The sequence below is a fragment of the Flavobacterium enshiense genome, from assembly GCF_022836875.1.
Taxonomy (GTDB): Bacteria; Bacteroidota; Bacteroidia; order Flavobacteriales; family Flavobacteriaceae; genus Flavobacterium; species Flavobacterium enshiense_A.
Map to the genome: position 1 here is coordinate 3,143,508 of NZ_CP090376.1, position 23,083 is coordinate 3,166,590.

The following is a 23,083-nucleotide window of genomic DNA, read 5'->3' on the forward strand; positions in this document are numbered from 1 at the left end:
TCAACATGAAACCAACAATTCTGAAAGTTGCATTATTGCTTTTTACAGGAACAGTTTTTGCTCAGGATAAAGCAGAAATTAAAGATTTTTTCTGGGGTAATAACGACACTTATAAGAAAACCATCGACATTCCTGAAAAATGGAAAAATGAATCAGCAGTAGTAATCTATAAAAACGAAGATTATGATTTTCACAAATTCGGAAAAAGCGTTACCTACCGATCTGCCATCAGAGAAAGAGTAAAACTGCAGGACCAGGCAGCGGTTACAGAATTCTCTGAATTCACTTATAGTGAAAAATCAAATCCCAGATACGGTACCGTAGTTAAAACAGTGATCGGTATCAAGGTTTTAAAACCGGACGGAAAAGAAATTGAAATCAATGTTGACAAAGAAGCCGTTACTGTGGATGATCACAAAAAAATCGCTATTCCAAATCTGGAAATTGGTGATATCATTGATACTTATGAATATAGTACTGAATCTTTTCAGTCAGCTTACGACTACGGATTTGATGAAGTAGAAAAAACATTGGGAGGAAAACATCCTATCATGAGCTACAAATTAACTTTTCAAACCGAGAATGATTTCTTTGTGAACTTCAACACTTACAACGGTGGCCCGGAACTCAAAGAAATTCCATTGGAAAAAAGAGGGGAAAGAAAATATGAGCTAACAGCATCCGACATTGAAAAAAACGATTTCCCGGTATGGTTCTACCCATTGGTTGAATTGCCTTGTTATAAATTTCAGGTGTTTTTTGCACGCTCAGGTAAATTTGAGAAAATGGCCGATGCTTTCCTTCCTGAAAAAGAGGATATCGTAAAAAAAACGGTTTCAAAAGAAGATGTCCTGAACTATTACATGAACAAATTCAAACCGTTTGGTAATTTGGGAGACATTGAAAGATTTTTGAAAGGCAAAACCTTTGCTACCAACGAAGAAAAAGTAAGAGCAGTATATTACTTCACAAGACATTACTACTACACAATGTATTTAGAAGCTTTTGTGGCCAAAGAGGCGAATATAATGTATCCTTTTTATTTATACGGAACCAATCCAATTTTCTTCCGATCGGATATTGCGTTCATAGACCACTTCATGGCGTTTCTTAAGGACAATAAAATTGAATACGATATTATTGTCGGGACCAACCGTCATAACGGACCTATAAAAGACTTACTGATTCAGGAAAATGCAACAGCAATTTTAAGAGTAAATACCGAAAACCCTATTTATATTGATTATTTCTCTCCATTCTCCGATCTGGACAAGTTTTCGGCTCAATTGGAAAACACCGATGCATACGCACTAAAAGTAACAAAATTGAAAAAAGTGGTTGATGTAGAAAATGTCAAACTTCCGTCATCAACATACAAGGACAACACATCAAAACAAGTTACTAATGTAAAAATCAATGCTGATTTTAACGCAATTCAGTTAAATCGTGAAACAGCTTTAAACGGCCACAACAAAGACGAAGAACAATCGGAAAAACTGTATTTCTTTGACTATGTTAATGAAGATTATACTAAATACGAAACCAAGTCACTTTTAGACCGTGTAAAGAACAAGAAGGACAAAGAAAAGTACACCAAAGAATTTGAAGCCCTTATAAACAAGCTAAAAGACAAAAGAAAAGAAGAATTAACAAAAGAAACCGGAAAAGAATATGGTGTAGAAATTGAGGATCATTCTCTTGAAATCATCAACACGGGACGTTTCGGAAAAACAACTCCATTTATTTACAAAGAGAATTTTGCTATTAAGAACAATCTGATTAAAAAAGCCGGTGACAATTACATTTTTGAAATCGGAAAATTAATCGGATCCCAATTTGAAGTGAGCAAGAAAGAGAAAAACAGAACCAACAATATTTACTTTGCTTTCCCGCGTTCCTTCGATGATGAAATTATTTTTGAGATTCCGGAAGGCTACACAGCAACAGGAATTGAAAAACTGAACAAAACTGTGGAAAACGAAACTGGAGGATTTACAAGTACAGCCATAATTGAAGGCAACAAATTAAAAATAAAGACCTTTAAGTACTATACTAATTATTTTGAGCCTAACAAAAATTGGGCAAAAATGGTAGACTTCCTTGATGCCGCTTACCAGTTTAATCAAGAAAAAATATTATTGAAGAAAAACTAAAAACAAAGAAGCCTTTCGGAAAATATCCGGAAGGCTTTTTAATTTAAAGGCGTTATCTCAAACATATTTAATTTATCAATAAACAGACGAGTGTGGCTGTCATCATCACTTCTGGAATACATCGGCACAAATTTAGCACCGTGAACAATCTCAGAAAAAGTATAAGAGGTACGTTTAACCACAGAAGTACTAAACATATCATCAAAAACCCTCACATAAACAACTACTTCCCCCCTGATTTTTTCAAAGTCTTCTTTCGTAAGATTGTAAAACGGACTTACTTCCGTAATGGGATGCACCAAAGTCCAACTCAATGTCAAAGCATTGATTCGCTGCAGTTCCAGATCCAATGAATAAAACCTGTTGACCGTTTTCCCGTCTTCTTCCAAAATCATCCCTAAAGTCATTTGTGCTTGCGCTTCGGTAAGATTCGTGTTTTTAAACGGAGTCATTCGCAACATCAATGCATTAATATCTTTATAAGGTGCAATGAGCGCATTATCCGAAAAACGAATAAATGCTTTCGGTTTACTGAATCGTCCGTAAAACAAACCTGTGGCAATGGCAAAGCTTAACAATCCAAAAAGCGCTTCCACCGAAGCTACAAAACTGGCCCAAAAACCACTCGGACTGATATGCCCATACCCCACGGTAGTAAACGTTTGTGCACTAAAGAAAAATGCCTGACCAAATTTATCAACTGGATTATCCGCCGTGATTCCGTTGAGATGCCCAACGCCAATAATGCAATAAACGCAGGCAAAAAAAAGGTTTACCAATAAATAAAAAATGAAGATAACCATCATAAATTTCCAACGGGGAAGCACAAGCATTGTATGATACCAGCTAATACTTTCCACCAATCCAATACCTTCTTTTTTAACGTTCGCATCTCCATCTTTCGTAATAAAACGACCTCCATAATTAGATGAATTCGTTCCAAATCCGGTATTGGCATCGGTTTTCGCTCTTGCGTTTATTCGTTTCAAAAAGGCCATAACAATATCTTTTTAGTAAAGCTATTAAATTTACAACAGATGATTTACATCTTTTATTTGGTATTTTTGATTAATAAACCGAAACCAATGGAGCCAAGAATAGAACTATTATCCGCAAAAAAACTGATCGGAAAACGAAAAAGCATGTCGTTTGCAAACAATACAACTTTCGAATTATGGAGAAGTTTCATGATTGTACGAAAGGAAATTGAGAACACAATTGGCACCGATCTTTATTCGGTTCAGGTATATCCCAAAAACTACTTTGAAAATTTCAGTCCGAATACCGAATTTGAAAAATGGGCAACCGTAGAAGTAAGTGATTTTGAAACTATTCCTGATGAAATGGACACTTTTGAATTATCTGGTGGATACTACGCTGTTTTTACATACAAGGGCTTAAGTACTGATAACGGAATCTTCGAATATATTTTCATCAAGTGGTTGCCTAATTCGGAATATGTTTTAGACAACCGTCCGCATTTTGAAATTCTGGGAGAAAAATATAAAAATGCCGATCCGAATTCAGAAGAAGAAATCTGGATCCCCATCAAGGCAAAGGAATAATTTAACTTTGCTGTAAAATAAAAAATCCCTCTTTCGAGGGATTTTCTTTTATCTGAATCTGAATTTTATTTACTCAAATACATTTTTCTTCTGGAATACAATTCATAGAACTGATCGTCTTTCAAGTCATCAATAAACAAGATACTTTCTCCTGTTGATTTCATTTCAGGACCTAAAGCTTTGTTCACGTTTTTGAACTTACTGAAAGAGAATACCGGCTGCTTGATAGCAAATCCTTTTAATTGCGGATTAAAATTGAAGTCAGTCACTTTGTTGTGGCCCAACATTACTTTAGTCGCATAATTTACATAAGGCTCACCGTAAGCTTTCGCGATGAAAGGAACTGTACGGGATGCTCTTGGATTCGCTTCGATGATGTAAACGATATCATCTTTAATCGCAAACTGAATATTGATCAGACCAACTGTTTTCAGTGCCAAGGCAATCTTTTTAGTATGATCTTTAATCTGCTGCATCACAAACTCACCAATGTTGAATGGTGGTAAAGTCGCGTTACTGTCTCCAGAGTGAACCCCACAAGGCTCGATATGCTCCATGATTCCGATGATGTATACATTTTCACCATCACAGATTGCATCTGCCTCAGCTTCAATTGCACCGTCCAAATAATGGTCTAACAATAATTTATTACCTGGAATCGATTTCAACAAATCGATTACATGTTCTTCAAGTTCCTGTTTGTTGATTACGATTTTCATTCCCTGTCCACCCAATACATATGAAGGACGAACCAATAACGGGAAGTCTAACTTATCTGCTAAAATTGACGCTTCTTCAGCACTTTCCGCGATTCCGTATTTCGGGAACGGAATGTGCAGGTCAGTCAACAAATCAGAGAAACGCCCTCTGTCTTCTGCTAAATCCAACGCATCGTAGCTTGTTCCTAAAATCTTAACTCCATATTTAGAAAGTTTTTCAGCTAATTTAAGCGCTGTCTGACCTCCTAACTGAACAATCACTCCTTCCGGTTTCTCGTGACGGATGATGTCGTAGATGTGCTCCCAGAAAACAGGTTCGAAATACAATTTATCAGCTGTATCGAAATCTGTTGAAACTGTTTCAGGGTTACAGTTGATCATGATCGTTTCATAACCGCATTCAGCCGCAGCCAAAACTCCGTGAACACAGGAGTAATCAAACTCGATTCCCTGTCCGATTCGGTTTGGACCGGAACCTAAAACAATTACTTTTTTCTTGTCTGTAACTATACTTTCATTGTCTACATAACGTGTTCCGTCGGCTTTTTCAATTTCCGCTTCAAACGTCGAGTAGTAATAAGGTGTCAGTGCTTTAAACTCAGCGGCACAAGTATCAACCAATTTATAAACACGGTTCACACCCATTTGCTCGCGCAGGTTGTACACCTGGCTTTCCAGACAGTTCATCATATGAGCAATCTGACGGTCAGCAAACCCTTTTTGTTTCGCTTCCAAAAGTAATTCTTTTGGTAACGTATCTATTTTGTATTTTGAAACTTCCTTCTCCAATATGTACAATTCTTCATATTGTTTCAGGAACCACATGTCGATTTTAGTGATTTCGTGAATTCTGCTTAACGGAATTCCCATCGCAATCGCATCATAAATCACAAATACACGATCCCAGCTGGCATGCGTTAATTTGTCAATGATTTGGTCGAAATTCGTATAACCTTTCCCGTCAGCTCCCAAACCGTTACGTTTGATTTCCAACGACTGGGTTGCTTTATGCAAAGCTTCCTGGAATGAACGTCCGATTCCCATTACTTCACCAACTGATTTCATTTGAAGACCTAATGTTCTGTCGGCTCCTTCAAATTTATCGAAGTTCCAACGCGGGATTTTTACGATAACATAATCCAAAGTTGGTTCGAATAATGCTGAAGTTGATTTTGTAATCTGGTTTTGTAATTCGTCAAGCGAATAACCTAAAGCTAATTTTGTAGCGATTTTAGCGATTGGATATCCTGTCGCTTTTGATGCCAATGCAGACGAACGCGATACACGTGGATTGATTTCAATCGCAACGATATCTTCTTTTTCATCCGGTGAAACAGCAAACTGTACGTTACAACCTCCGGCAAAGTTTCCGATGCTTCTCATCATCAAAATTGCCATATCACGCATTCTCTGGAACGTTCTGTCCGAAAGCGTCATCGCAGGTGCTACGGTAATACTGTCTCCTGTGTGGATTCCCATAGGATCCATATTTTCGATAGTACAGATAATTACAACATTATCGTTCTTATCGCGTAATAACTCTAATTCGTATTCCTTCCAGCCTAAAAGCGCTTTATCAATCAATACTTCATGGATTGGAGAAGCTTCCAAACCACGCGTCAGCAAATCGTCGAAATCTTCTTTTTTGTGTACGAAAGCAGCCCCTGTTCCTCCTAGCGTAAACGAAGGACGAATTACAAGAGGAAAACCAAACTCCTGAGCAATTTCTTTTCCTTTAAGGAATGAATTTGCCGTTTTTGCAGGCGCAACCGGGATCTCGATTTTTTCTAACAATTGTTTGAATTGCTCTCTGTCTTCCGTGATATTGATGGCATTTACATCAACTCCGATCAATCGCACTCCGAAATCCGTCCAGATACCTTTTTCATCAGCCTCCAAACATAAATTTAAAGCAGTCTGCCCACCCATTGTTGGCAAAACGGCATCAATTTGCGGATGCGCTTTTAAGATTTCGATGATTGATTTTGTGGTAAGCGGTTTTAAATAGATATGATCGGCCATGGATGGGTCGGTCATGATCGTTGCCGGATTCGAATTAATCAAAATTACTTCGATTCCCTCTTCTCTTAAAGAACGTGCAGATTGCGATCCTGAGTAGTCAAACTCACAGGCTTGTCCGATTACGATAGGTCCTGAACCAATAATTAAAACCGATTTGATTGAAGTGTCTTTAGGCATTGTGTGTTTTGTTGTAGTTATTGAGACACAAAAAATGTGTCTTTATTATCTCTAAGGTACAAAAAAAGCGTTACCGATAAAAAGTAACGCTCTATGTCATGATTAAAAAATCATTATTTTTTGTGTCTTGGCTCAGATGAAACCGTTAACTTATGTCTTCCTTTAGCTCTTCTGCGTGCTAAAACTTTTCTTCCGTTAGCAGAAGCCATTCTGTCCATGAAACCGTGTTTGTTTCTTCTTTTTCTTTTTGAAGGTTGGAACGTTCTCTTACTCATTGCTTTTTATCTTTAAATCGTGTTTTAAAATATGTTCAGCTTTGAAATTAACCTCGCTTCAAAACCGAGTGCAAATATACAAAGACTTTTATTTCTAACAAGTGGTTTGAAATATTTTTTTTCATTCCCTGTCAGCTTATTGTTTTCTAATCATTTAGAAATGCAAATTTAAGGATTTTCATTACTTTGAAAAAAACTTTTTTTCAGTTGCCCTTTCTATTTATTACATTTGCAAACTTAAAAATAAAACCGCTATGTTTCACAGAAATATTAAATTGATTTTAGCCGGATTGATTATCGCATTAGGAATTTGGCAAATGACCGAAGACTATATTGGCACTGGGATTTTTCTTATTTTATTATCAGTAATCCCTATTGTCCTTTATTTTAAAAACGAATTTATCCTGTTAGCATTCCTTCAATTGAGAAAACAAGACCTAGAAGGCGCTGGTAAATGGCTTGCTTACATTAAAAACCCGGAAACGGCTCTGGTTAGAAAACAACAAGGCTACTTTAACTATCTTAACGGAATCATGGTATCGCAAACCAATTTGTCGGCTGCCGAAAAATATTTCAAAAAAGCTATCGAATTAGGCTTGAACATGGATCAGGATTTGGCTTTGGCTAAATTACAATTAGCCGGAATCGCCATGACCCGCCGAAGAAAAGTGGAAGCCACCAACTTATTAAATGAGGCAAAAAAACTTGACAAACAAAACATGCTTAAAGATCAGATCAAAATGATGAAAGAGCAGATGAAGAAAATATAACTATTTGAATATCAGTATTTAAAGCGCTTTTTTAGCGCTTTTTTTTATTTCAAAATGTATCCTGACGACTATTTATGTTGCTCATCGGTAAAGCAAGTGATTCAGCGATATTAAGCGTAATTTTATCGATTCAAAACGATAAAGATGCTGAAATTTTACTTAAAAATTATAGCTTTTTATTTTCTGTCTTATACTGTTACCGCACAAGACAGCGCTCATGAATTGCTATCCTACAACATTCACAAAAACATAAAACCTTACATCAAAGAAGCTAACACAGCATTCGAAAAAGGTGATAACGAACTTGGAAAAACACTTCTCGATTCGTTGGTTCAGAATTACCTCATCGGAACAACCTTTGACAATTTCAGCTTTCAGCGCATCAATAAAAAAAGACTTTTTATCGACAAAGTAAAAAAACCTGTTTACCTCCTCACCTATTCTACCTGGTGCCTTACCGCAAACGGAGAAATCCAAGCACTAAACAAGCTGGCAAAAAAATACAAAAAAAACATCCAGATTGTAGTCGTTTTTTGGAACAGAAGAGAAGACATAAAAAAAATAGCATCTAAGTTTGACAACTCCATCGAAGTTTGTTACGCACATGAATCCTACAACAAAGACGATTTTTTGGTTTCCACCTTAAAACACACCTTAGGCATCCCAACCACTTTTTTAATTGACGAAGGGATGAATCTAATTGACATTCGCAGGGGCGGCATTAATTTAGGAATCAAAATGCCATATGAAGAGTCCTTCGACTTAAACTACAATAGATTTCATGATGGCATCAGCCCCTTACTCACGAACGAAGCCAATATTAAAGACAGGAACGAAAACGGAATTTCAAAATAACTATTTTCCTAAAATCATTTTACCAGCAACAATCAGCAAGACTACTCCGAAAATTTTTTTAAGCATTTTTGCATCGATGGAAACAGCCAGTTTACTTCCAAAGTAACCGCCTACCACAAAAAAAACTGCAATAACAGCCGCAAACCGCCAATCGATATATCCTTCCTTATAATAATTATAAACCGCAACAGCTGTCACCGGAGCTACCAAAACCGCCAAACTGGTCCCTTGTGCCTGATACTGGGAAAACCCTAAAAGCAGCAGAAGAGGAACCATTACAATTCCGCCTCCAACCCCTACTAAACCGCTTAACATACCAGCCAAAAGACCAATAGCCATCAAAGCAAAAAATGTCGCTAATGTCATGGATTTCATTTTTACCTGGTATATCCTTCCAACGGAATTTCGATAATATAAACTTTTCCAGGTTGCACCACCAGGGACTTATCACGCAACCAAGGATTATGAATCTTTAAAATCTTGTAATTAATACCCTGCTCGATGGCAAAAGTTGCCAAATCAGGAATATTCTCAGAAACTTCAATCTTTTTCGTCGGAATTTGTTTGTACAGAATTTCTGCAGGTAATTCGTAGCCGTATTTCTTCTGATTCTGCATGATTTCTTTCAACGCTAAAATCCTGAAAACATAACGGGATGTTTCTTCATTAACCAGCAAATCATAATAATCGGTCACTTTTTGTGCAATCATGAAACGATCCATTCCATTCATTCCTCCGTTATAAGAAGCTGCCGCCATAGTCCAATTTCCAAATTTAGCTTTGGCTTTCAACAAATACTGGCATGCTAATTCAGTCGATTTTTCCAAATGATAACGTTCATCCACTATATCGTTAACTTCCATTCCCATTTGTTTAGCCGTTTCAGGCATAAATTGCCATACCCCTGTTGCTTTTGATGGAGAAACCACATTTACCAGACCACTTTCAATTACAGCTAAATATTTGAAATCGTCAGGCACACCGTTTTTCTTCAGAATGGATTCGATAACCGGAAAAACACGATTAGCTCTTTTTATGACCAATTCGGTCGTTGCGTGAAGATTTACGTTTACGGTCAATTCGCGATCAAAACGCTCACTCACATCCGAAATATTCAACGGAACCTTTTCTCCGGCAAAATCAACATCCACAGGAATCCGTGTAAATTCATACCCTCTGTCTGTTGCTGGCGTAGTTGATGCTGCATAAATAAAAACGCCGCTTACAATTACTATTGCCGCTACCGCTGCGATTCTTTTGATCATCTTCATAATCCTTTATTATTCGGTTATTATTCTTGGGAGATTTTCATTCATCCATTTGTACTTAAACAAAATCATGGCATGAGTCCCTCCTTTTACCACTATACAATTTTTAATATTCTTAATCGGAAACACATCGTCCTTATCCCCATGAATATGAACTACTTTCTCGTCGACTTCAGCCCTGCCCCATATCAATACGTTTTCAATAGCCCAGGTCAGGTATTTCACATCGTTTACCGAAAGATAGTTCCTATACAATTCCAGACGTTCTTTCATTCTTGGGCTATTACTGTATTTAAGCAAATACTCCACTTTAGAAAACAGGCCTTTAGGAATGAGTTTGTACATTTTAGTATTTCTAAAAAAACGCATTCTTCGGGGTAACTCTTTCCTACTCTTTACACTCGAGATAATAATGGTTTTACGGACAGGCTTAATCTTAGCGATTTCTTCAACCAAAATCCCGCCAAAGGAAACACCAATCAAAACCGCATCATCGTGTTTGATTTTTTCAGCCATCCTTTTTGCATAGCCTGCCAACGTCTCGCTTTTCTCAGGCAAGAACCATTCCAGCATATGAACTTCAAATTGATCTTCAGGCAATTTTATTCTTTCGAAAATTTTCGGACTGGCCGCCAAACCCGGCATAAAATAAACAGGTATTCTACTCATTGACTGGTATTTGAATTCAGCTTAAAAACAAACTTGAAATTTTCATAAAAATAGCACTTTTTCTCAATTATTTTAGATACCAAAAAAACTTAAATTTTTAACTAAAACAATAAAACCCATTTGCTTTCCTAATACCTCCACAAACAGTTTGATATTGATTATCAAATGAGTAACTTTGCAGAGTAATTATTCAACAACAAAATCCCTCAAATGGTTATTAAAAACAATGAATTTTCGAGGCAGTTTGAAACGACTGTTGATGGTCAGTTACTCACGATTGAATATTCATTTCAGGAGAAAAAGATTTTTTTATCCAAGGTGAATATCCCTGAGCAATTTGACGGGTCGGAAACCATGTCTGATTTTTTAAAACAGATCCTATTGGTCGCAGAAGAAAAAAAATGGAAAGTAGTCCCCATTCATCCGAAGGTGGCCGCTTTTTTCAGAAAGAACCCGGTTTACAAAGAATTACTTCCGCCTGGAATAAAAATCTAACTAAAAATAAAAGTCGTTCTAAAAGCAGAACGACTTTTTTATTTCTGAAAAATTAATGTACATTTAGCACATGACACAAGAAGAATTCTACACTGATATCATCCATTTTTTTGAAAACATACAAAAGTACTACGGCAGCAAAACCGAAGTCACAGAAGGCCTCTGTACTTCTGCCGGTGATTTTAACGCCGATTCATCTACGTGGAATTTGTTCGAGTTCGATTTAATCCGTTCTGCCTATCGTAAAAACGGCGACCGTTTTATGATGGAAGGCGAAGGCATGTATTATGAAATAGACGCCGGTTCCATCGTTTCTTTTACCCAACCAGGAAGAAATAAATTCGAATTTATCGAACAACTGGGAAATAATGTTTTTCGCATTACTAAACTGCGCTTTCACTATAAGTATTAGAAAAGAGAAAAGACACAACACCTATACTCTTTTTTCTATGTCCAATTCTCTACTTACTATTTTCCCACTTCAGCATTCAAAAATTCCAATCGTACACTTCCGTCTTCATCTATTCTGGTTAGATTGATTTCATGTAACGTATTTACAAGTTCCGGATTCCAAGGTGTTTTTACTTTTACGTAATTTTCCGTAAAACCGTGAATGTAACCTTCTTTATTTTCTCCTTCAAACAGAACCGTTCTGTTGGTTCCGATCTGACTCTCGTAAAACGCCCTTCTTTTCTTTACTGAAAGTCCGCGTAACATCTTACTTCGTTTTGCTCGGACATTAGACGGAACTACACCTTCCATTTCAGTCGCTTCGGTATTATCTCTTTCTGAATAAGTAAAAACATGCAGATAGGAAATATCCAGCTCGTTCAGGAAATGATAGGTTTCCAAAAACAGTTCGTCGGTTTCACCCGGAAAGCCGACAATAACATCCACACCAATGCATGCATGCGGCATCACTTCCCTGATTTTAGCAACACGTTCCAAATACAATTCACGCATATAACGACGCTTCATTTTTTTCAGAATCTCGTTGCTTCCCGATTGCAGCGGAATATGAAAATGCGGTACAAACGTTCGACTTTGTGATACGAAATCGATGGTTTCATTCTTTAACAAGTTGGGTTCGATGGATGAAATTCGCAAACGCTCGATTCCTTCGACTTTATCCAAATTCTGGACCAATTCGTAAAACGTATGTTCGTGTTTCTTATTTCCGAATTCACCTTTACCGTAATCACCAATATTTACACCGGTTAAAACGATTTCTTTAATCCCCTGCCCTGAAATTTCTTTGGCGTTTTTCAGCACATTTTCCATGGTGTCGCTTCGAGAGATACCACGAGCTAACGGAATGGTACAATAGGTACATTTATAATCACATCCATCCTGAACTTTTAAAAAGGCACGGGTTCTGTCCCCTATCGAGTAACTTCCCACATAGAAATCAGCTTCCTCTATTTCGCAGGAATGCACTTCGCCCATATCGTTTTTGGACAAATCGTTAATGTAATCAGTGATTTTAAATTTTTCTGTAGCGCCTAGAACAAGATCCACACCATCTACATCTGCCAGTTCTTCAGGTTTTAACTGTGCATAACAGCCTACTGCCGCAACGAATGCTTTGTTATTAAGCTTCATTGCTTTTTTCACAATCTGCTTGAATTGTTTATCCGCATTGTCGGTAACAGAACATGTGTTAATCACATAAATGTCGGCCACTTCTTCAAAATCAACGCGTTCAAAACCCTCGTCTTGAAAATTTCTGGCAATGGTGGACGTTTCTGAAAAATTCAGTTTACAGCCCAGCGTGTAGAACGCTACTTTCTTTTTATTTTCCATAAGTAAGCTCAATTAATGAAATCGTTGTCAAAAAATTGAGTAGGCAAATTTACGGACAATAATCCGTTTCCAAAAATTATCAACCAGCCATATTTCAGTTATTTGAAACACGAGAATTAAAATCATAAGCGATTAAAAATTAAACTGTTGAATTTAGTAACTTTGAAAAAAAGGAAAAATCAAATGAAGAAAGCAGCTTACATACTTGCGATTGCTGTCCTGACATCATTTTCATCGTCGGAAGTTTACATCTGTGCTAGTCCGAATGCTAAAAAATACCATTACAACGAAAACTGCCGCGGATTATCCAATTGCAAACATGAAATAAAGAAAGTTTCAAAATCTGAAGCCTTGGATAAAGGTTTAGGACTTTGCGGGTATGAAGATTAGCTTCCTACTTCTCAAAAGGAAAAGACAAATATTATAAGACTGTCAAAATATTAAACAGAGTCAAATTTTATAAAAAAGCCACGATGATAATTCGTGGCTTTTTGAGATTACCCTTTTTTAGGGGCAAGCATATTTTCGGGATTCAGAATATCGTCAATCTGTTCCTTCGACAAAATATTGTGTTCCAAAACAAGATTGTAAACACTTTTTCCGGTTTCCAATGCCTCTTTTGCAATTTTGGTACTGTTTTTATATCCAATGTACGGATTCAAAGCCGTCACAATTCCGATACTGTGAAGTACCATTTCACGGCAATGCTCTTCGTTCGCCGTGATACCTTCAATACATTTTTGTCGTAATGTATCCATTCCGTTAGACAGCAATTGCATCGATTCCATAATTGCATAAGTCAACACCGGTTCCATAACATTTAATTGTAATTGTCCGGCTTCTGCTGCCATGGTTACCGTCAAATCATTACCAATCACACGGAAACAGACTTGGTTCATCACCTCAGGGATTACAGGATTCACTTTTCCGGGCATGATAGAAGAGCCAGGCTGCATAGGCGGTAAATTGATTTCGTTTAGACCACAACGCGGACCTGAAGAAAGTAAACGCAAATCATTACAGATTTTTGAGATTTTAATCGCCATACGCTTCAAAGCAGACGAATAAATTACATAAGCACCAGTATCTGGAGTCGCCTCAATTAAATTAGGAGCCGACACTATTGCCAGTCCGGTAACTTTAGCCAGGTTCTCGGCGCATAATTTTGCATAACCCGGTGCAGCGTTAAGTCCGGTTCCAATGGCCGTTGCTCCCATATTGGTTTCCAGAAACAAATTGGAATTTTGCGTCAGTCTTTCGATTTCTTCTTCCAGTGTTACCGCAAATGCTTCAAATTCCTGCCCAAGGGTCATCGGAACAGCATCCTGCAGCTGAGTTCTCCCCATTTTCAATACATGCTTAAACTCTTCACCCTTATTTCGAATCGATTTAATCAGGTCTTTCAAATGCTCAATAAGCAGTTTCGTTGAATGAACGCCGGCAATTCGTATAGAGGTCGGATAAGCGTCATTAGTGGATTGGGATAAATTCACATGATCATTAGGCGAACAATACTGATATTCCCCTTTTTGATATCCCATCAATTCCAGAGCGCGGTTTGCCAGAACTTCGTTAATATTCATATTGGTCGAAGTTCCTGCTCCTCCCTGAATCATATCGATCGGAAATTCCTTATCGAATTTTCCGGTGATGACTTCCTTAGCCGCATCCACAATAGCGTTTTTGAGTTTTTCATCAAGCAACCCCAGTTGGAAATTAGTTTCGGCAGCAGCCCATTTTACATAAGCCAGTCCTTTAATAAATTCGGGAAACTGATGTAATTTCACTCCCGATATCTGAAAATTATCAATAGCTCTTTGCGTCTGAATTCCGTAATAAGCATTCGCCGGAACTTGCATATCTCCCAATAAATCGTTCTCTATTCTGTACATAGCTTTCAAAGTTTAGAGAATAAATTTACAAAAAAACCACGACTACTCTCGTAATCGCGGCTATATAATTTATCTAAAAATTCAGACTATTCTTTTCTGTATTTTTTAGTTTCCTCAAAAACGTGTTCCAAAATAGCTGCATCCTGTTCCGTGAATTCTACATGACGACGGGACATTACAATTTTAGCTGTTTCAAAAGCTTTTTTAGTGATGTAGGTCGTAAATCCTGAAGCACCGCCCCAGGAGAAACTCGGTATAAAATTACGAGGGAATCCGCTTCCAAAAATATTAGCACTAACCCCTACAACTGTCCCAGTATTAAACATGGTATTGATACCACATTTACTGTGATCACCCATCATCAAACCGCAGAACTGAAGACCTGTTTTGGCAAAACCTTCGGTTTCATAACTCCATAGTTTTACTTCTTCATAATTATTCTTTAGGTTCGAATTATTACTGTCTGCTCCAATATTACACCATTCACCTAAAACAGAATTCCCTAAAAAACCGTCATGACCTTTATTCGAATACCCAAAAAGCACCGAGTTATTTACCTCTCCGCCAATTCGACTATGTGGTCCAACCGTGGTGGCTCCATACACTTTCGTTGCCAGTTTCACCTGTGCTTCTTCACACAAAGCAAAAGGACCACGGATTACAGACCCTTCCATGATTTCGGCATTTTTCCCGATATAAATTGGGCCGGTGGATGCGTTTAGTGTTACAAACTCCAACTTTGCTCCCTCTTCGATGAAAATATTTTCCGGAGCAATTACATTGACACTTTTCGGAATCGGTTGCGAAATACGACCTTCGGTAATCAAATCAAAATCCTCGCGTAATGCAGCATCGTTTTTCTGAAAAATATCCCACGTATGTTCTATTTTCAGGCAGTCTTCGGTATACTCAATTATATCATACGTGTCAAAATCAACTTCTTCCTGATTTTCTCTGCTGTAAAAAGCAACCACTTCATCATTGCAAAAAATAGCCTGATCAGCCTCCAGGGAACGAACCATTTCCGACAGGATTTCATTTGGCAAAAAAGAAGCATTGATCATCACATTCTCTTCCATTTCCACCATTGGATATTTCTCCATCAAATACTCCTCTGTCAATGTAGTAGTGGTATAACCAAGGTATTTTTCCCATTTTTCACGAATGGTTAAAATCCCGATACGTATATCGGCAACCGGCCTGGTGAATGTAAAAGGCAATAACGCGTTGCGAACAGTTCCGTCAAATAGTATGTAGTTCATTTTTTCTTATTTGTTGATGCGGTTATTTGGTTAACCGAATTCCAAAGTTACAAAGTTTTCTATCAGATAAAAACAAAAAAACCTCTCAAAACTGAGAGGCTTCCGTATATTGTAAAAACAACGATTATTTATTGAATTTAGCGTATTTATTTTTGAATTTATCAATACGCCCTGCAGTATCGATAAGTTTAGATTTACCTGTATAGAAAGGGTGAGATGTTCTAGAGATCTCCATTTTATATACTGGGTATTCAACACCATCAACAGTGATTGTATCTTTAGTTTCTACTGTAGATTTAGTGATAAATACATCCTCGTTTGACATATCTTTAAATGCTACTAATCTGTAATTTTCCGGGTGAATTCCTTTTTTCATGGTAAATCGTTTTTATTAATTGGTCACAAACCGTTCTGATGCTTTTATATATAAAAGGTATAAACGTCTGTAACTTTTTGTTTATAATCTTTTTATTTATTCAAGGCGCAAATGTACAACTAATTTTTAATAATCAAATTATTGTGTAACTTTTTTTCAATTCATCAAACTAACTCTACGATAGTATAGAATTCATATATTTGTAAATTATTTAAACCAAAAGAAAACTATGAACGAAGTAATTAAAAAAAACGGGGTTAACTACGGAATAACCATTGGTATTATCTCAATTCTTTTAACGGCCTCACTCTACGCAATAGACCTAAAATTATTCACAAATATGTGGCTAGGGCTAATCATGATATTGGTTTATATCATCATTGGAGTAATTTTGGTTTCAAAGACAAAAAAACAATTAAACGGTCAGATTACATTCAAAGAAGCATTTACGGTTTATTTTTTGGCAGCAGCTATAGCAGCAGCGATGTCGGCTGTATTCAACATTTTATTATTTAATGTTATTGACCCTGCCGCAAAAGAAACTCTTAACAATGAAGTAATTGAGTACACTGTAAACATGATGAAAAAAACAGGCGCACCAACCGACAAAATAAAAGAGGTTGTTGAGAAAATGCAGGAAACAGATAATTATTCTTTTATGAACCAATTAAAAGGCCTGGTTTTTAGTTTGATTTTTTCATCCGTTTTCGGGGCACTTCTAGCCTTAATTTTCAGAAACAAAACTTCGAACTTAGAATAATTAATGAACATATCCATTATAATTCCTTTACTTAACGAGCAGGAATCGTTGCCCGAATTGCATTCGTGGATTGTAAAAGTCATGAAAGAAAACAATTTCTCTTATGAAGTTATTTTCATTGATGATGGCAGCACTGACAATTCCTGGAAAACCATCGAACAGCTTTCTGCTGAAAATCCTAACGTTAAAGGAATTCGTTTTTTACGCAATTACGGAAAATCACAGGCGCTTCATGCGGGTTTTGCCAAAGCACAAGGTGATGTAATTATCACCATGGACGCCGATTTACAGGACAGTCCAGACGAAATTCCAGGACTTTTCGGCATGATTACCAACGACAATTATGATTTGGTTTCAGGTTGGAAAAAGAAACGCTATGACTCGGTAGTAGCCAAAAACCTGCCTTCAAAGTTATTCAACTGGGCGGCTCGAAAAACATCGGGAGTAAAACTGAACGATTTCAACTGTGGCCTTAAAGCCTACAAAAACATAGTAGTAAAAAATGTTGAAGTTTCCGGTGAAATGCACCGTTACATTCCTGTTTTGGCCAAAAACGCAGGATTTGGGAAGATCGGTGAAAAAGTAGTGATTCATCAGGCACGAAAATACGGCTCTACTAAATTCGGAATGGAACGATTTATCAATGGCTTTTTGGATTTAATCACGATTTGGTTCATCTCAAAATTCGGAAAACGTCCTATGCACCTCTTTGGCGCATTGGGAGTAGTAATGTTCCTGATCGGATTTTTATCTGCCGGCTACATCGGTATCATGAAATTATACAAAATATACACTCATGAGACTGCAATTTTAGTAACCAACAACCCATGGTTTTATATCGCTCTGACTACCATGATTATAGGCACACAACTCTTTCTTGCCGGTTTCTTGGGTGAAATTATCCTACGAACCAAAAACAATGAAGAACGCTATAAAATTTCAAAAGAGTTAAATCTGTAAATCAGAATTGAAAATGCACATTGAAAAAGCAATTTTAGACAAAGTAAACATCTGGCTAACACCTACATTTGACAACGATACCCACGAAGCGATTCGTGAAATAATGACTACCTCACCAAAAGAACTGGAAGACAGCTTTTATAAAAACCTGGAATTCGGAACAGGCGGTATGCGCGGAATTATGGGTGTGGGCACCAACCGAATCAACAAATACACCTTAGGCAAAAATACGCAGGGACTGTCCAATTACATGAAGAAAACATTCCCGAACCAACAATTAAAAGTAGCCATTGCTTACGATTGCCGCCACAACAGCGACACGTTAGCAAAAGTGGTAGCCGATGTGTTTTCGGCAAACGGAATTAAGGTTTTTCTTTTTTCCGATTTGCGTCCGACTCCCGAATTATCATTTGCAGTAAAATATTTGGAATGCCATGCAGGAATCGTGCTAACTGCTTCACACAATCCGCCGGAATACAACGGATACAAAGTATATTGGCAGGACGGAGGCCAATTGGTACCACCTCAGGATCATGAAATCATTGAAATGATCGAAGCTTTGGATTACAGCGAAATCAAATTTGAAGCCAACAACGACCTAATAGAATACATCGACACAGAAATAGACGAAGCCTTTATCGATTCGTCCATTGAAAATGCAACATTTAATACTTCATCTGCAGCCAAAGAAGACCTTAAAATCGTGTTCACTTCGCTTCACGGAACTTCCATAAAACTAGTTCCCGATGTTTTAGCGAAGGCAGGCTATCCGAATGTTGAAATCGTAAAAGAGCAGGCTGAACCAGACGGAAATTTCCCAACAGTAAAATCACCAAACCCTGAAGAACCAGAAGCTTTGGCAATGGCAATGGAACTGGCAGAACAAACCAATGCTGACATTGTGGTTGGAACCGACCCAGATTCAGACAGATTAGGAGTTGCTGTGCGGGATGATAGTGGAAAGATGACATTGTTAAACGGCAACCAAACCATGGTTGTCATGACACATTTTCTGCTTCAGGAATGGAAAAAGCAAGGAAAACTAACTGGAATGGAATTTGTTGGCTCCACCATCGTTTCAACGCCGATGATGCAGGAGTTAGCTTCAGCATACGATGTTGAATGCAAAGTAGGTTTGACCGGTTTTAAGTGGATTGCCAAAATGATTAAGGATTTCCCTAATCAGAAATTCATCGGAGGCGGAGAAGAAAGTTTCGGATTTATGGTTGGTGATGCAGTTAGGGATAAAGATGCCGTAGCTTCTACCCTTTTAATATGCGAAATAGCGGCTCAGGCCAAGGAAAAAGGTAGTTCGATTTATCAGGAACTACTCAAGTTATATACTGATTTCGGTTTTTATAAAGAACACTTGATTTCCATTACCAAGAAAGGAATCGAAGGCGCTAACGAAATTAAAAAAATGATGGTAGACCTTCGTGAAAATCCGGTACATGAAATCAACGGGGAACGAGTTGTGTGCATCGAAGATTATCAGAATTCGACGGTACGAAATTTATTTACCAATGAAACAGAACCGCTTTCCATTCCGAAATCCGATGTACTTATTTACTACCTTGAAGACGGAAGTAAAATCTGTGCACGTCCGAGCGGAACGGAACCTAAAATAAAATTCTATTTCAGTGTCAACTGTGCCATTGAAACTATAGCCGATGTTCCTGAAGCGGAGGCCTATTTGAATACTAAAATCAAAAATATTATTGCTGAAATGCAATTGAACTAAATGAATAAAATTATATCAAAAATATTTCCTTTTGTAAAACCTTATAAATCACACGTAGTTTGGAATGTGATTTATAATATTTTATATGCTTTATTCAGTACGCTTTCGTTCATTACGCTCATCCCGATGATGAACGTATTGTTCGACAAAACCAAGAAAGTGGAAACTCCCCCAGTTTGGGATGACATTTTCCATATTATGGGATATGCACAGGATTTACTGTACTACAACATTACACAACTAACCCAAAACGACGGTCCACAAAAGGCTCTTTTTTTAGTAGTTTCCCTGGTAATCTCTACGTTCCTTTTCAAGAATCTGTTCAGTTATTTGGCATCCTTTCACATGATGCACCTTAAAAACGGAGTATTGCGCGATTTACGTAAAACCATGTACGACAAAATAATTGAGTTGCCCATCTCATACTATTCCGAAAAAAGAAAAGGTGATGTGATGGCCAGAATGCTTGGTGATGTAAATGAAGTGCAAAATTCCTTTTTCTCGATTCTGGAACTTATCGTTAAGGAACCGATGACCATCATTTTTTCCATAGCCATGATGTTCACCCTTAGTTTTAAACTAACGCTTTTCGTTTTTATTTTCATTCCTATTTCCGGCCTAATAATCTCTAAAATCGGAAAAAACCTAAAAGCAAGATCATTGCAAGCTCAAAACGAAAGCGGGCATTTAATTTCCATCGTTGAAGAAAGTTTATCGGGATTAAAAATCGTTAAAAGTTACAATGCGGAAGGACATTTTAAAGGACATTTTAACAATTCCATCAACCGCCTTTTATACCTGTCCAATAAAATCGGCAAGAAAAACAATTTAGCCTCTCCTTTGAGTGAATTCATGGGAATCATCACGATAGCAGTATTGCTTTGGTACGGTGGAAGCCTGGTTCTTATTGACAAAACGTTAGACGGAGCAGATTTCTTGGCATACATGGGATTAGCTTATAACATCCTTACTCCGGCCAAAGCAATATCCAAAGCATCTTATGCCGTTAAGAATGGTATTGCGGCCGCAGAGCGTGTTTTTGCCGTATTGGAAGTTGAAAACGAAATCACCGACAAAACTAATGCGGTTGAAAAAACTACATTTGAGGACAAGATATCTATCGAAAATATCAATTTCCGCTACACGAAGGAGAATGTCCTGAAAGACTTTTCACTTGAAGTACCAAAAGGAAAGACAGTTGCTTTGGTAGGACAATCCGGAAGCGGTAAAAGTACGATTGCCAACTTATTAACCCGTTTTTATGATGTTCAGGAAGGAAACATTAAAGTTGACAATACTGACATCAAAGAGATGAAAATGCATTCACTAAGAAGCTTAATCGGATTGGTGACTCAGGACAGCATTTTATTTAATGACACGATAAAAAACAACATCCTTTTAGGTAAACAAAACGCCACAGACGAAGAAATCATAGAAGCTTTAAAAATAGCGAACGCTTATGAATTCGTGAAAGACCTGCCAGACGGAATTGAAACCAATATTGGTGATGCCGGTAATAAACTTTCCGGAGGGCAAAAGCAACGATTGTCCATTGCAAGAGCTGTTTTGAAAAATCCACCTATCATGATTCTCGATGAAGCTACTTCTGCATTAGATACTGAAAGTGAAAAATTAGTTCAGGTGGCACTGGAAAACATGATGCAAAACCGAACTTCCATAGTAATTGCCCACCGACTTTCGACGATTCAAAAAGCCGATATGATTGTCGTTATGAAAAAAGGAAAAATTGTCGAACAAGGAAGACATGATGAATTATTAGCTCAAAACGGCGCTTATTCCAAATTGGTGATGATGCAGTCGTTTGAGTAGATTATTGGAAACTGTTGGATTGTTTGATTTTTAGAATTTAATACCTGCTAAAATGTACGTAAACAACCCGAATATCAAAATCCCTGAAAATCCGGATACCATAATCTGGAAATACATGGATATGTCTAAATTTTTAGATCTGTTGATTTCGGGTAAAATGTTTATGTCGCGTTCCGACAAATTTGAGGATCAGTACGAAGGCACCTTCAGCGAACCCACATTTGAAGAAATCAAAAAAATCTCTGAGAACAACCCGAAGTTTTTAAACTATTACAAATCACATAGAGAAAATGTGGTTATCAGCAGTTGGCATACCAACGAATATGAAAGTTTTGCCATGTGGCAGATTTTCACCAAAAACAATGAAGGATTAGCTATACAATCAACTCTGGGAAGACTAAAAGAAGCTTTACAAAAGGAAAGGTACACGGAACAATATATCGGCGAAGTAAACTACATCGATTACAAGAAAGAGCTGATTCCTTTTGACGATGCTTTTTTCCCATTTCTTTTTAAACGAAAAAGTTTTCAATATGAGAATGAAGTCCGAATCATCTCTGATGTTACATCTCAAAAACTAACCATAAATGATGGATTGAAAATAGATGTTGACATCAACAAAATGATCGAAAAAATCTACATCCATCCCAAAAGTGAAAATTGGTATAAAAAACTGGTCATCGAACTCGTGTCCAAACTTGGCTTCGGCTTCGAAATAGAAAAATCGGATTTGGAAAGCGATATTTTAATTTAACGGAAGATTTATTTTATAGGTTCATAAGTTTCCACTACCCAATCTTTCGACAGCAGATTCACGAAATGATAGTTGACTTTATCATTCTTATCAAAAGCACCATTTTTATTGATATCCTCAATCGTTCTAAAATACAATCTGTTTTGCACTTCCACCACGTTCCAATCTAATAATTCTTGTAATTCACTGGACAATTTGGTAAACTTCTGACCACTCATCATACTAATATAAAGTGCCTTAATATCATTAGCATCCAACTTGCCATCCTTGTTCGTATCGGAATCTACTAAAGAATAAACCAAAATCTGTTTTTTCGACTTTTCAAATATCGTATTTAGATACGTAGCTGTCTGAATCTGTACATGTTTATCAGTTAGCGGGCGTAATTCAGTAGAATCAATATGTTGGAATTTCAAATTCTCGAAATATCCGGTAAGTTCGAAACGATTGTAATTCGAAATAGCATAACTCATTGAATTAGTTTTACTCGATCCATAACTTCCCGGTTCTGCAGACACGCGAACATCTCCAATAGCATGAATCAGATATTTAGTCCCTTCCATAAAAATAGGTAAATCAGCAATTTTGATTTGTGAAGAATCCTTAACGACCGTTTTTTCCGGTGTATTTTTTGCCTCTTCATAAATTACTTTCGGTTTTTCAGCTTCCTCTTTGCAACTTGCCAAAAGAGCAAACAAAACCAATACCGAATATTTTGAGAAGTTTTTCATTTCGAA

At 37.2% G+C, this 23,083-nt stretch carries 23 protein-coding genes; 12 read left to right on the plus strand and 11 right to left on the minus strand.

Going from position 1 to position 23,083, the window contains the following annotated elements; translation table 11 throughout:
- The first annotated feature begins 5 nt into the window (after positions 1-5).
- Positions 6-2,153 carry a DUF3857 domain-containing protein gene (locus LZF87_RS14275; RefSeq protein WP_244339985.1) on the plus strand — a complete coding sequence of 716 codons (2,148 nt, stop codon included), beginning with the start codon at positions 6-8 and terminating at the stop codon, positions 2,151-2,153.
- A gap of 38 nt (positions 2,154-2,191) precedes the next feature.
- Here LZF87_RS14275 and LZF87_RS14280 read toward each other — a convergent pair whose 3' ends face one another.
- On the minus strand, positions 2,192-3,151 hold the full coding sequence (locus LZF87_RS14280; protein ID WP_244339986.1) for an ion channel: 960 nt from the start codon (positions 3,149-3,151) through the stop codon (positions 2,192-2,194).
- A gap of 39 nt (positions 3,152-3,190) precedes the next feature.
- On the opposite strand from LZF87_RS14280, the gene LZF87_RS14285 reads away from it, so the two are divergent.
- Positions 3,191-3,718, plus strand: coding sequence for a GyrI-like domain-containing protein (locus tag LZF87_RS14285; RefSeq protein WP_319800030.1), 528 nt, complete (start codon positions 3,191-3,193; stop codon positions 3,716-3,718).
- A 65-nt stretch (positions 3,719-3,783) separates the two neighbouring features.
- Here LZF87_RS14285 and carB read toward each other — a convergent pair whose 3' ends face one another.
- Entirely contained in the window at positions 3,784-6,636 is a 2,853-nt protein-coding gene (gene carB / locus LZF87_RS14290; RefSeq protein WP_244339987.1) for a carbamoyl-phosphate synthase large subunit, read from the minus strand.
- A gap of 113 nt (positions 6,637-6,749) precedes the next feature.
- Positions 6,750-6,911: a 50S ribosomal protein L34 gene (gene rpmH / locus LZF87_RS14295; RefSeq protein WP_008464848.1), complete on the minus strand. Its 162-nt coding sequence runs from the start codon at positions 6,909-6,911 to the stop codon at positions 6,750-6,752.
- Positions 6,912-7,165: 254 nt separating this feature from the next.
- Between rpmH and LZF87_RS14300 the strand changes: the two genes are divergently transcribed.
- Together LZF87_RS14300 and LZF87_RS14305 are read left to right on the plus strand one after the other, a co-directional pair.
- A complete protein-coding gene (locus LZF87_RS14300) occupies positions 7,166-7,681 on the plus strand; it encodes a DUF2892 domain-containing protein (protein ID WP_244339988.1) in 516 nt (171 codons plus the stop codon).
- A gap of 144 nt (positions 7,682-7,825) precedes the next feature.
- Positions 7,826-8,536 (plus strand): TlpA family protein disulfide reductase, encoded by a 711-nt coding sequence (locus LZF87_RS14305; protein WP_244339990.1) that lies wholly within the window; start codon positions 7,826-7,828, stop codon positions 8,534-8,536.
- On the opposite strand, the gene LZF87_RS14310 is transcribed toward LZF87_RS14305, so the two are convergent.
- The 3 genes from LZF87_RS14310 to LZF87_RS14320 are packed head-to-tail and all read right to left on the minus strand — an operon-like array spanning position 8,537 to position 10,473.
- Positions 8,537-8,902 (minus strand): sulfite exporter TauE/SafE family protein, encoded by a 366-nt coding sequence (locus tag LZF87_RS14310; RefSeq protein WP_244339992.1) that lies wholly within the window; start codon positions 8,900-8,902, stop codon positions 8,537-8,539. It abuts the gene before it with no gap.
- An 11-nt stretch (positions 8,903-8,913) separates the two neighbouring features.
- Positions 8,914-9,807, minus strand: a complete 894-nt coding sequence (locus tag LZF87_RS14315; RefSeq protein ID WP_244339994.1) for a lytic transglycosylase domain-containing protein — start codon at positions 9,805-9,807, stop codon at positions 8,914-8,916.
- 9 nt (positions 9,808-9,816) lie between these two features.
- Positions 9,817-10,473: an alpha/beta hydrolase gene (locus LZF87_RS14320; protein WP_244339996.1), complete on the minus strand. Its 657-nt coding sequence runs from the start codon at positions 10,471-10,473 to the stop codon at positions 9,817-9,819.
- 210 nt (positions 10,474-10,683) lie between these two features.
- Between LZF87_RS14320 and LZF87_RS14325 the strand changes: the two genes are divergently transcribed.
- Together LZF87_RS14325 and LZF87_RS14330 are read left to right on the plus strand one after the other, a co-directional pair.
- A complete protein-coding gene (locus LZF87_RS14325; protein WP_023573719.1) occupies positions 10,684-10,968 on the plus strand; it encodes a GNAT family N-acetyltransferase in 285 nt (94 codons plus the stop codon).
- 70 nt (positions 10,969-11,038) lie between these two features.
- Positions 11,039-11,380 carry a hypothetical protein gene (locus tag LZF87_RS14330; RefSeq protein WP_244339998.1) on the plus strand — a complete coding sequence of 114 codons (342 nt, stop codon included), beginning with the start codon at positions 11,039-11,041 and terminating at the stop codon, positions 11,378-11,380.
- Between the two features lie 56 nt (positions 11,381-11,436).
- Here LZF87_RS14330 and mtaB read toward each other — a convergent pair whose 3' ends face one another.
- Complete coding sequence (mtaB, locus tag LZF87_RS14335; protein ID WP_244340000.1) at positions 11,437-12,771, minus strand: tRNA (N(6)-L-threonylcarbamoyladenosine(37)-C(2))-methylthiotransferase MtaB; 1,335 nt, start codon at positions 12,769-12,771, stop codon at positions 11,437-11,439.
- Positions 12,772-12,954: 183 nt separating this feature from the next.
- Here mtaB and LZF87_RS14340 point away from each other — a divergent pair, with 183 nt between their 5' ends.
- Positions 12,955-13,161, plus strand: coding sequence for a hypothetical protein (locus tag LZF87_RS14340; protein WP_244340001.1), 207 nt, complete (start codon positions 12,955-12,957; stop codon positions 13,159-13,161).
- A 107-nt stretch (positions 13,162-13,268) separates the two neighbouring features.
- On the opposite strand, the gene aspA is transcribed toward LZF87_RS14340, so the two are convergent.
- The 3 genes from aspA to LZF87_RS14355 all read right to left on the minus strand — a co-directional run bounded on the left by aspA (position 13,269) and on the right by LZF87_RS14355 (position 16,301).
- On the minus strand, positions 13,269-14,663 hold the full coding sequence (aspA, locus tag LZF87_RS14345) for an aspartate ammonia-lyase (RefSeq protein WP_244340002.1): 1,395 nt from the start codon (positions 14,661-14,663) through the stop codon (positions 13,269-13,271).
- An 86-nt stretch (positions 14,664-14,749) separates the two neighbouring features.
- On the minus strand, positions 14,750-15,925 hold the full coding sequence (locus tag LZF87_RS14350) for a GlmU family protein (RefSeq protein ID WP_244340003.1): 1,176 nt from the start codon (positions 15,923-15,925) through the stop codon (positions 14,750-14,752).
- A 124-nt stretch (positions 15,926-16,049) separates the two neighbouring features.
- Complete coding sequence (locus LZF87_RS14355; RefSeq protein WP_244340004.1) at positions 16,050-16,301, minus strand: type B 50S ribosomal protein L31; 252 nt, start codon at positions 16,299-16,301, stop codon at positions 16,050-16,052.
- Between the two features lie 229 nt (positions 16,302-16,530).
- Here LZF87_RS14355 and LZF87_RS14360 point away from each other — a divergent pair, with 229 nt between their 5' ends.
- Genes LZF87_RS14360 through LZF87_RS14380 form a run of 5 tightly spaced genes read left to right on the plus strand, consistent with a single transcriptional unit; the run spans position 16,531 to position 22,346 of the window.
- Positions 16,531-17,061, plus strand: coding sequence for a DUF4199 domain-containing protein (locus LZF87_RS14360; RefSeq protein ID WP_244340005.1), 531 nt, complete (start codon positions 16,531-16,533; stop codon positions 17,059-17,061).
- Positions 17,062-17,064: 3 nt separating this feature from the next.
- Positions 17,065-18,021, plus strand: coding sequence for a glycosyltransferase family 2 protein (locus LZF87_RS14365; protein WP_244340007.1), 957 nt, complete (start codon positions 17,065-17,067; stop codon positions 18,019-18,021).
- A 13-nt stretch (positions 18,022-18,034) separates the two neighbouring features.
- On the plus strand, positions 18,035-19,762 hold the full coding sequence (locus tag LZF87_RS14370; RefSeq protein ID WP_244340009.1) for a phospho-sugar mutase: 1,728 nt from the start codon (positions 18,035-18,037) through the stop codon (positions 19,760-19,762).
- Entirely contained in the window at positions 19,763-21,592 is a 1,830-nt protein-coding gene (locus LZF87_RS14375) for an ABC transporter ATP-binding protein (protein WP_244340010.1), read from the plus strand.
- 52 nt (positions 21,593-21,644) lie between these two features.
- Positions 21,645-22,346: a DUF2971 domain-containing protein gene (locus tag LZF87_RS14380; RefSeq protein ID WP_244340012.1), complete on the plus strand. Its 702-nt coding sequence runs from the start codon at positions 21,645-21,647 to the stop codon at positions 22,344-22,346.
- 8 nt (positions 22,347-22,354) lie between these two features.
- On the opposite strand, the gene LZF87_RS14385 is transcribed toward LZF87_RS14380, so the two are convergent.
- Positions 22,355-23,077 carry a hypothetical protein gene (locus LZF87_RS14385; RefSeq protein WP_244340014.1) on the minus strand — a complete coding sequence of 241 codons (723 nt, stop codon included), beginning with the start codon at positions 23,075-23,077 and terminating at the stop codon, positions 22,355-22,357.
- Positions 23,078-23,083: the final 6 nt, after the last annotated feature.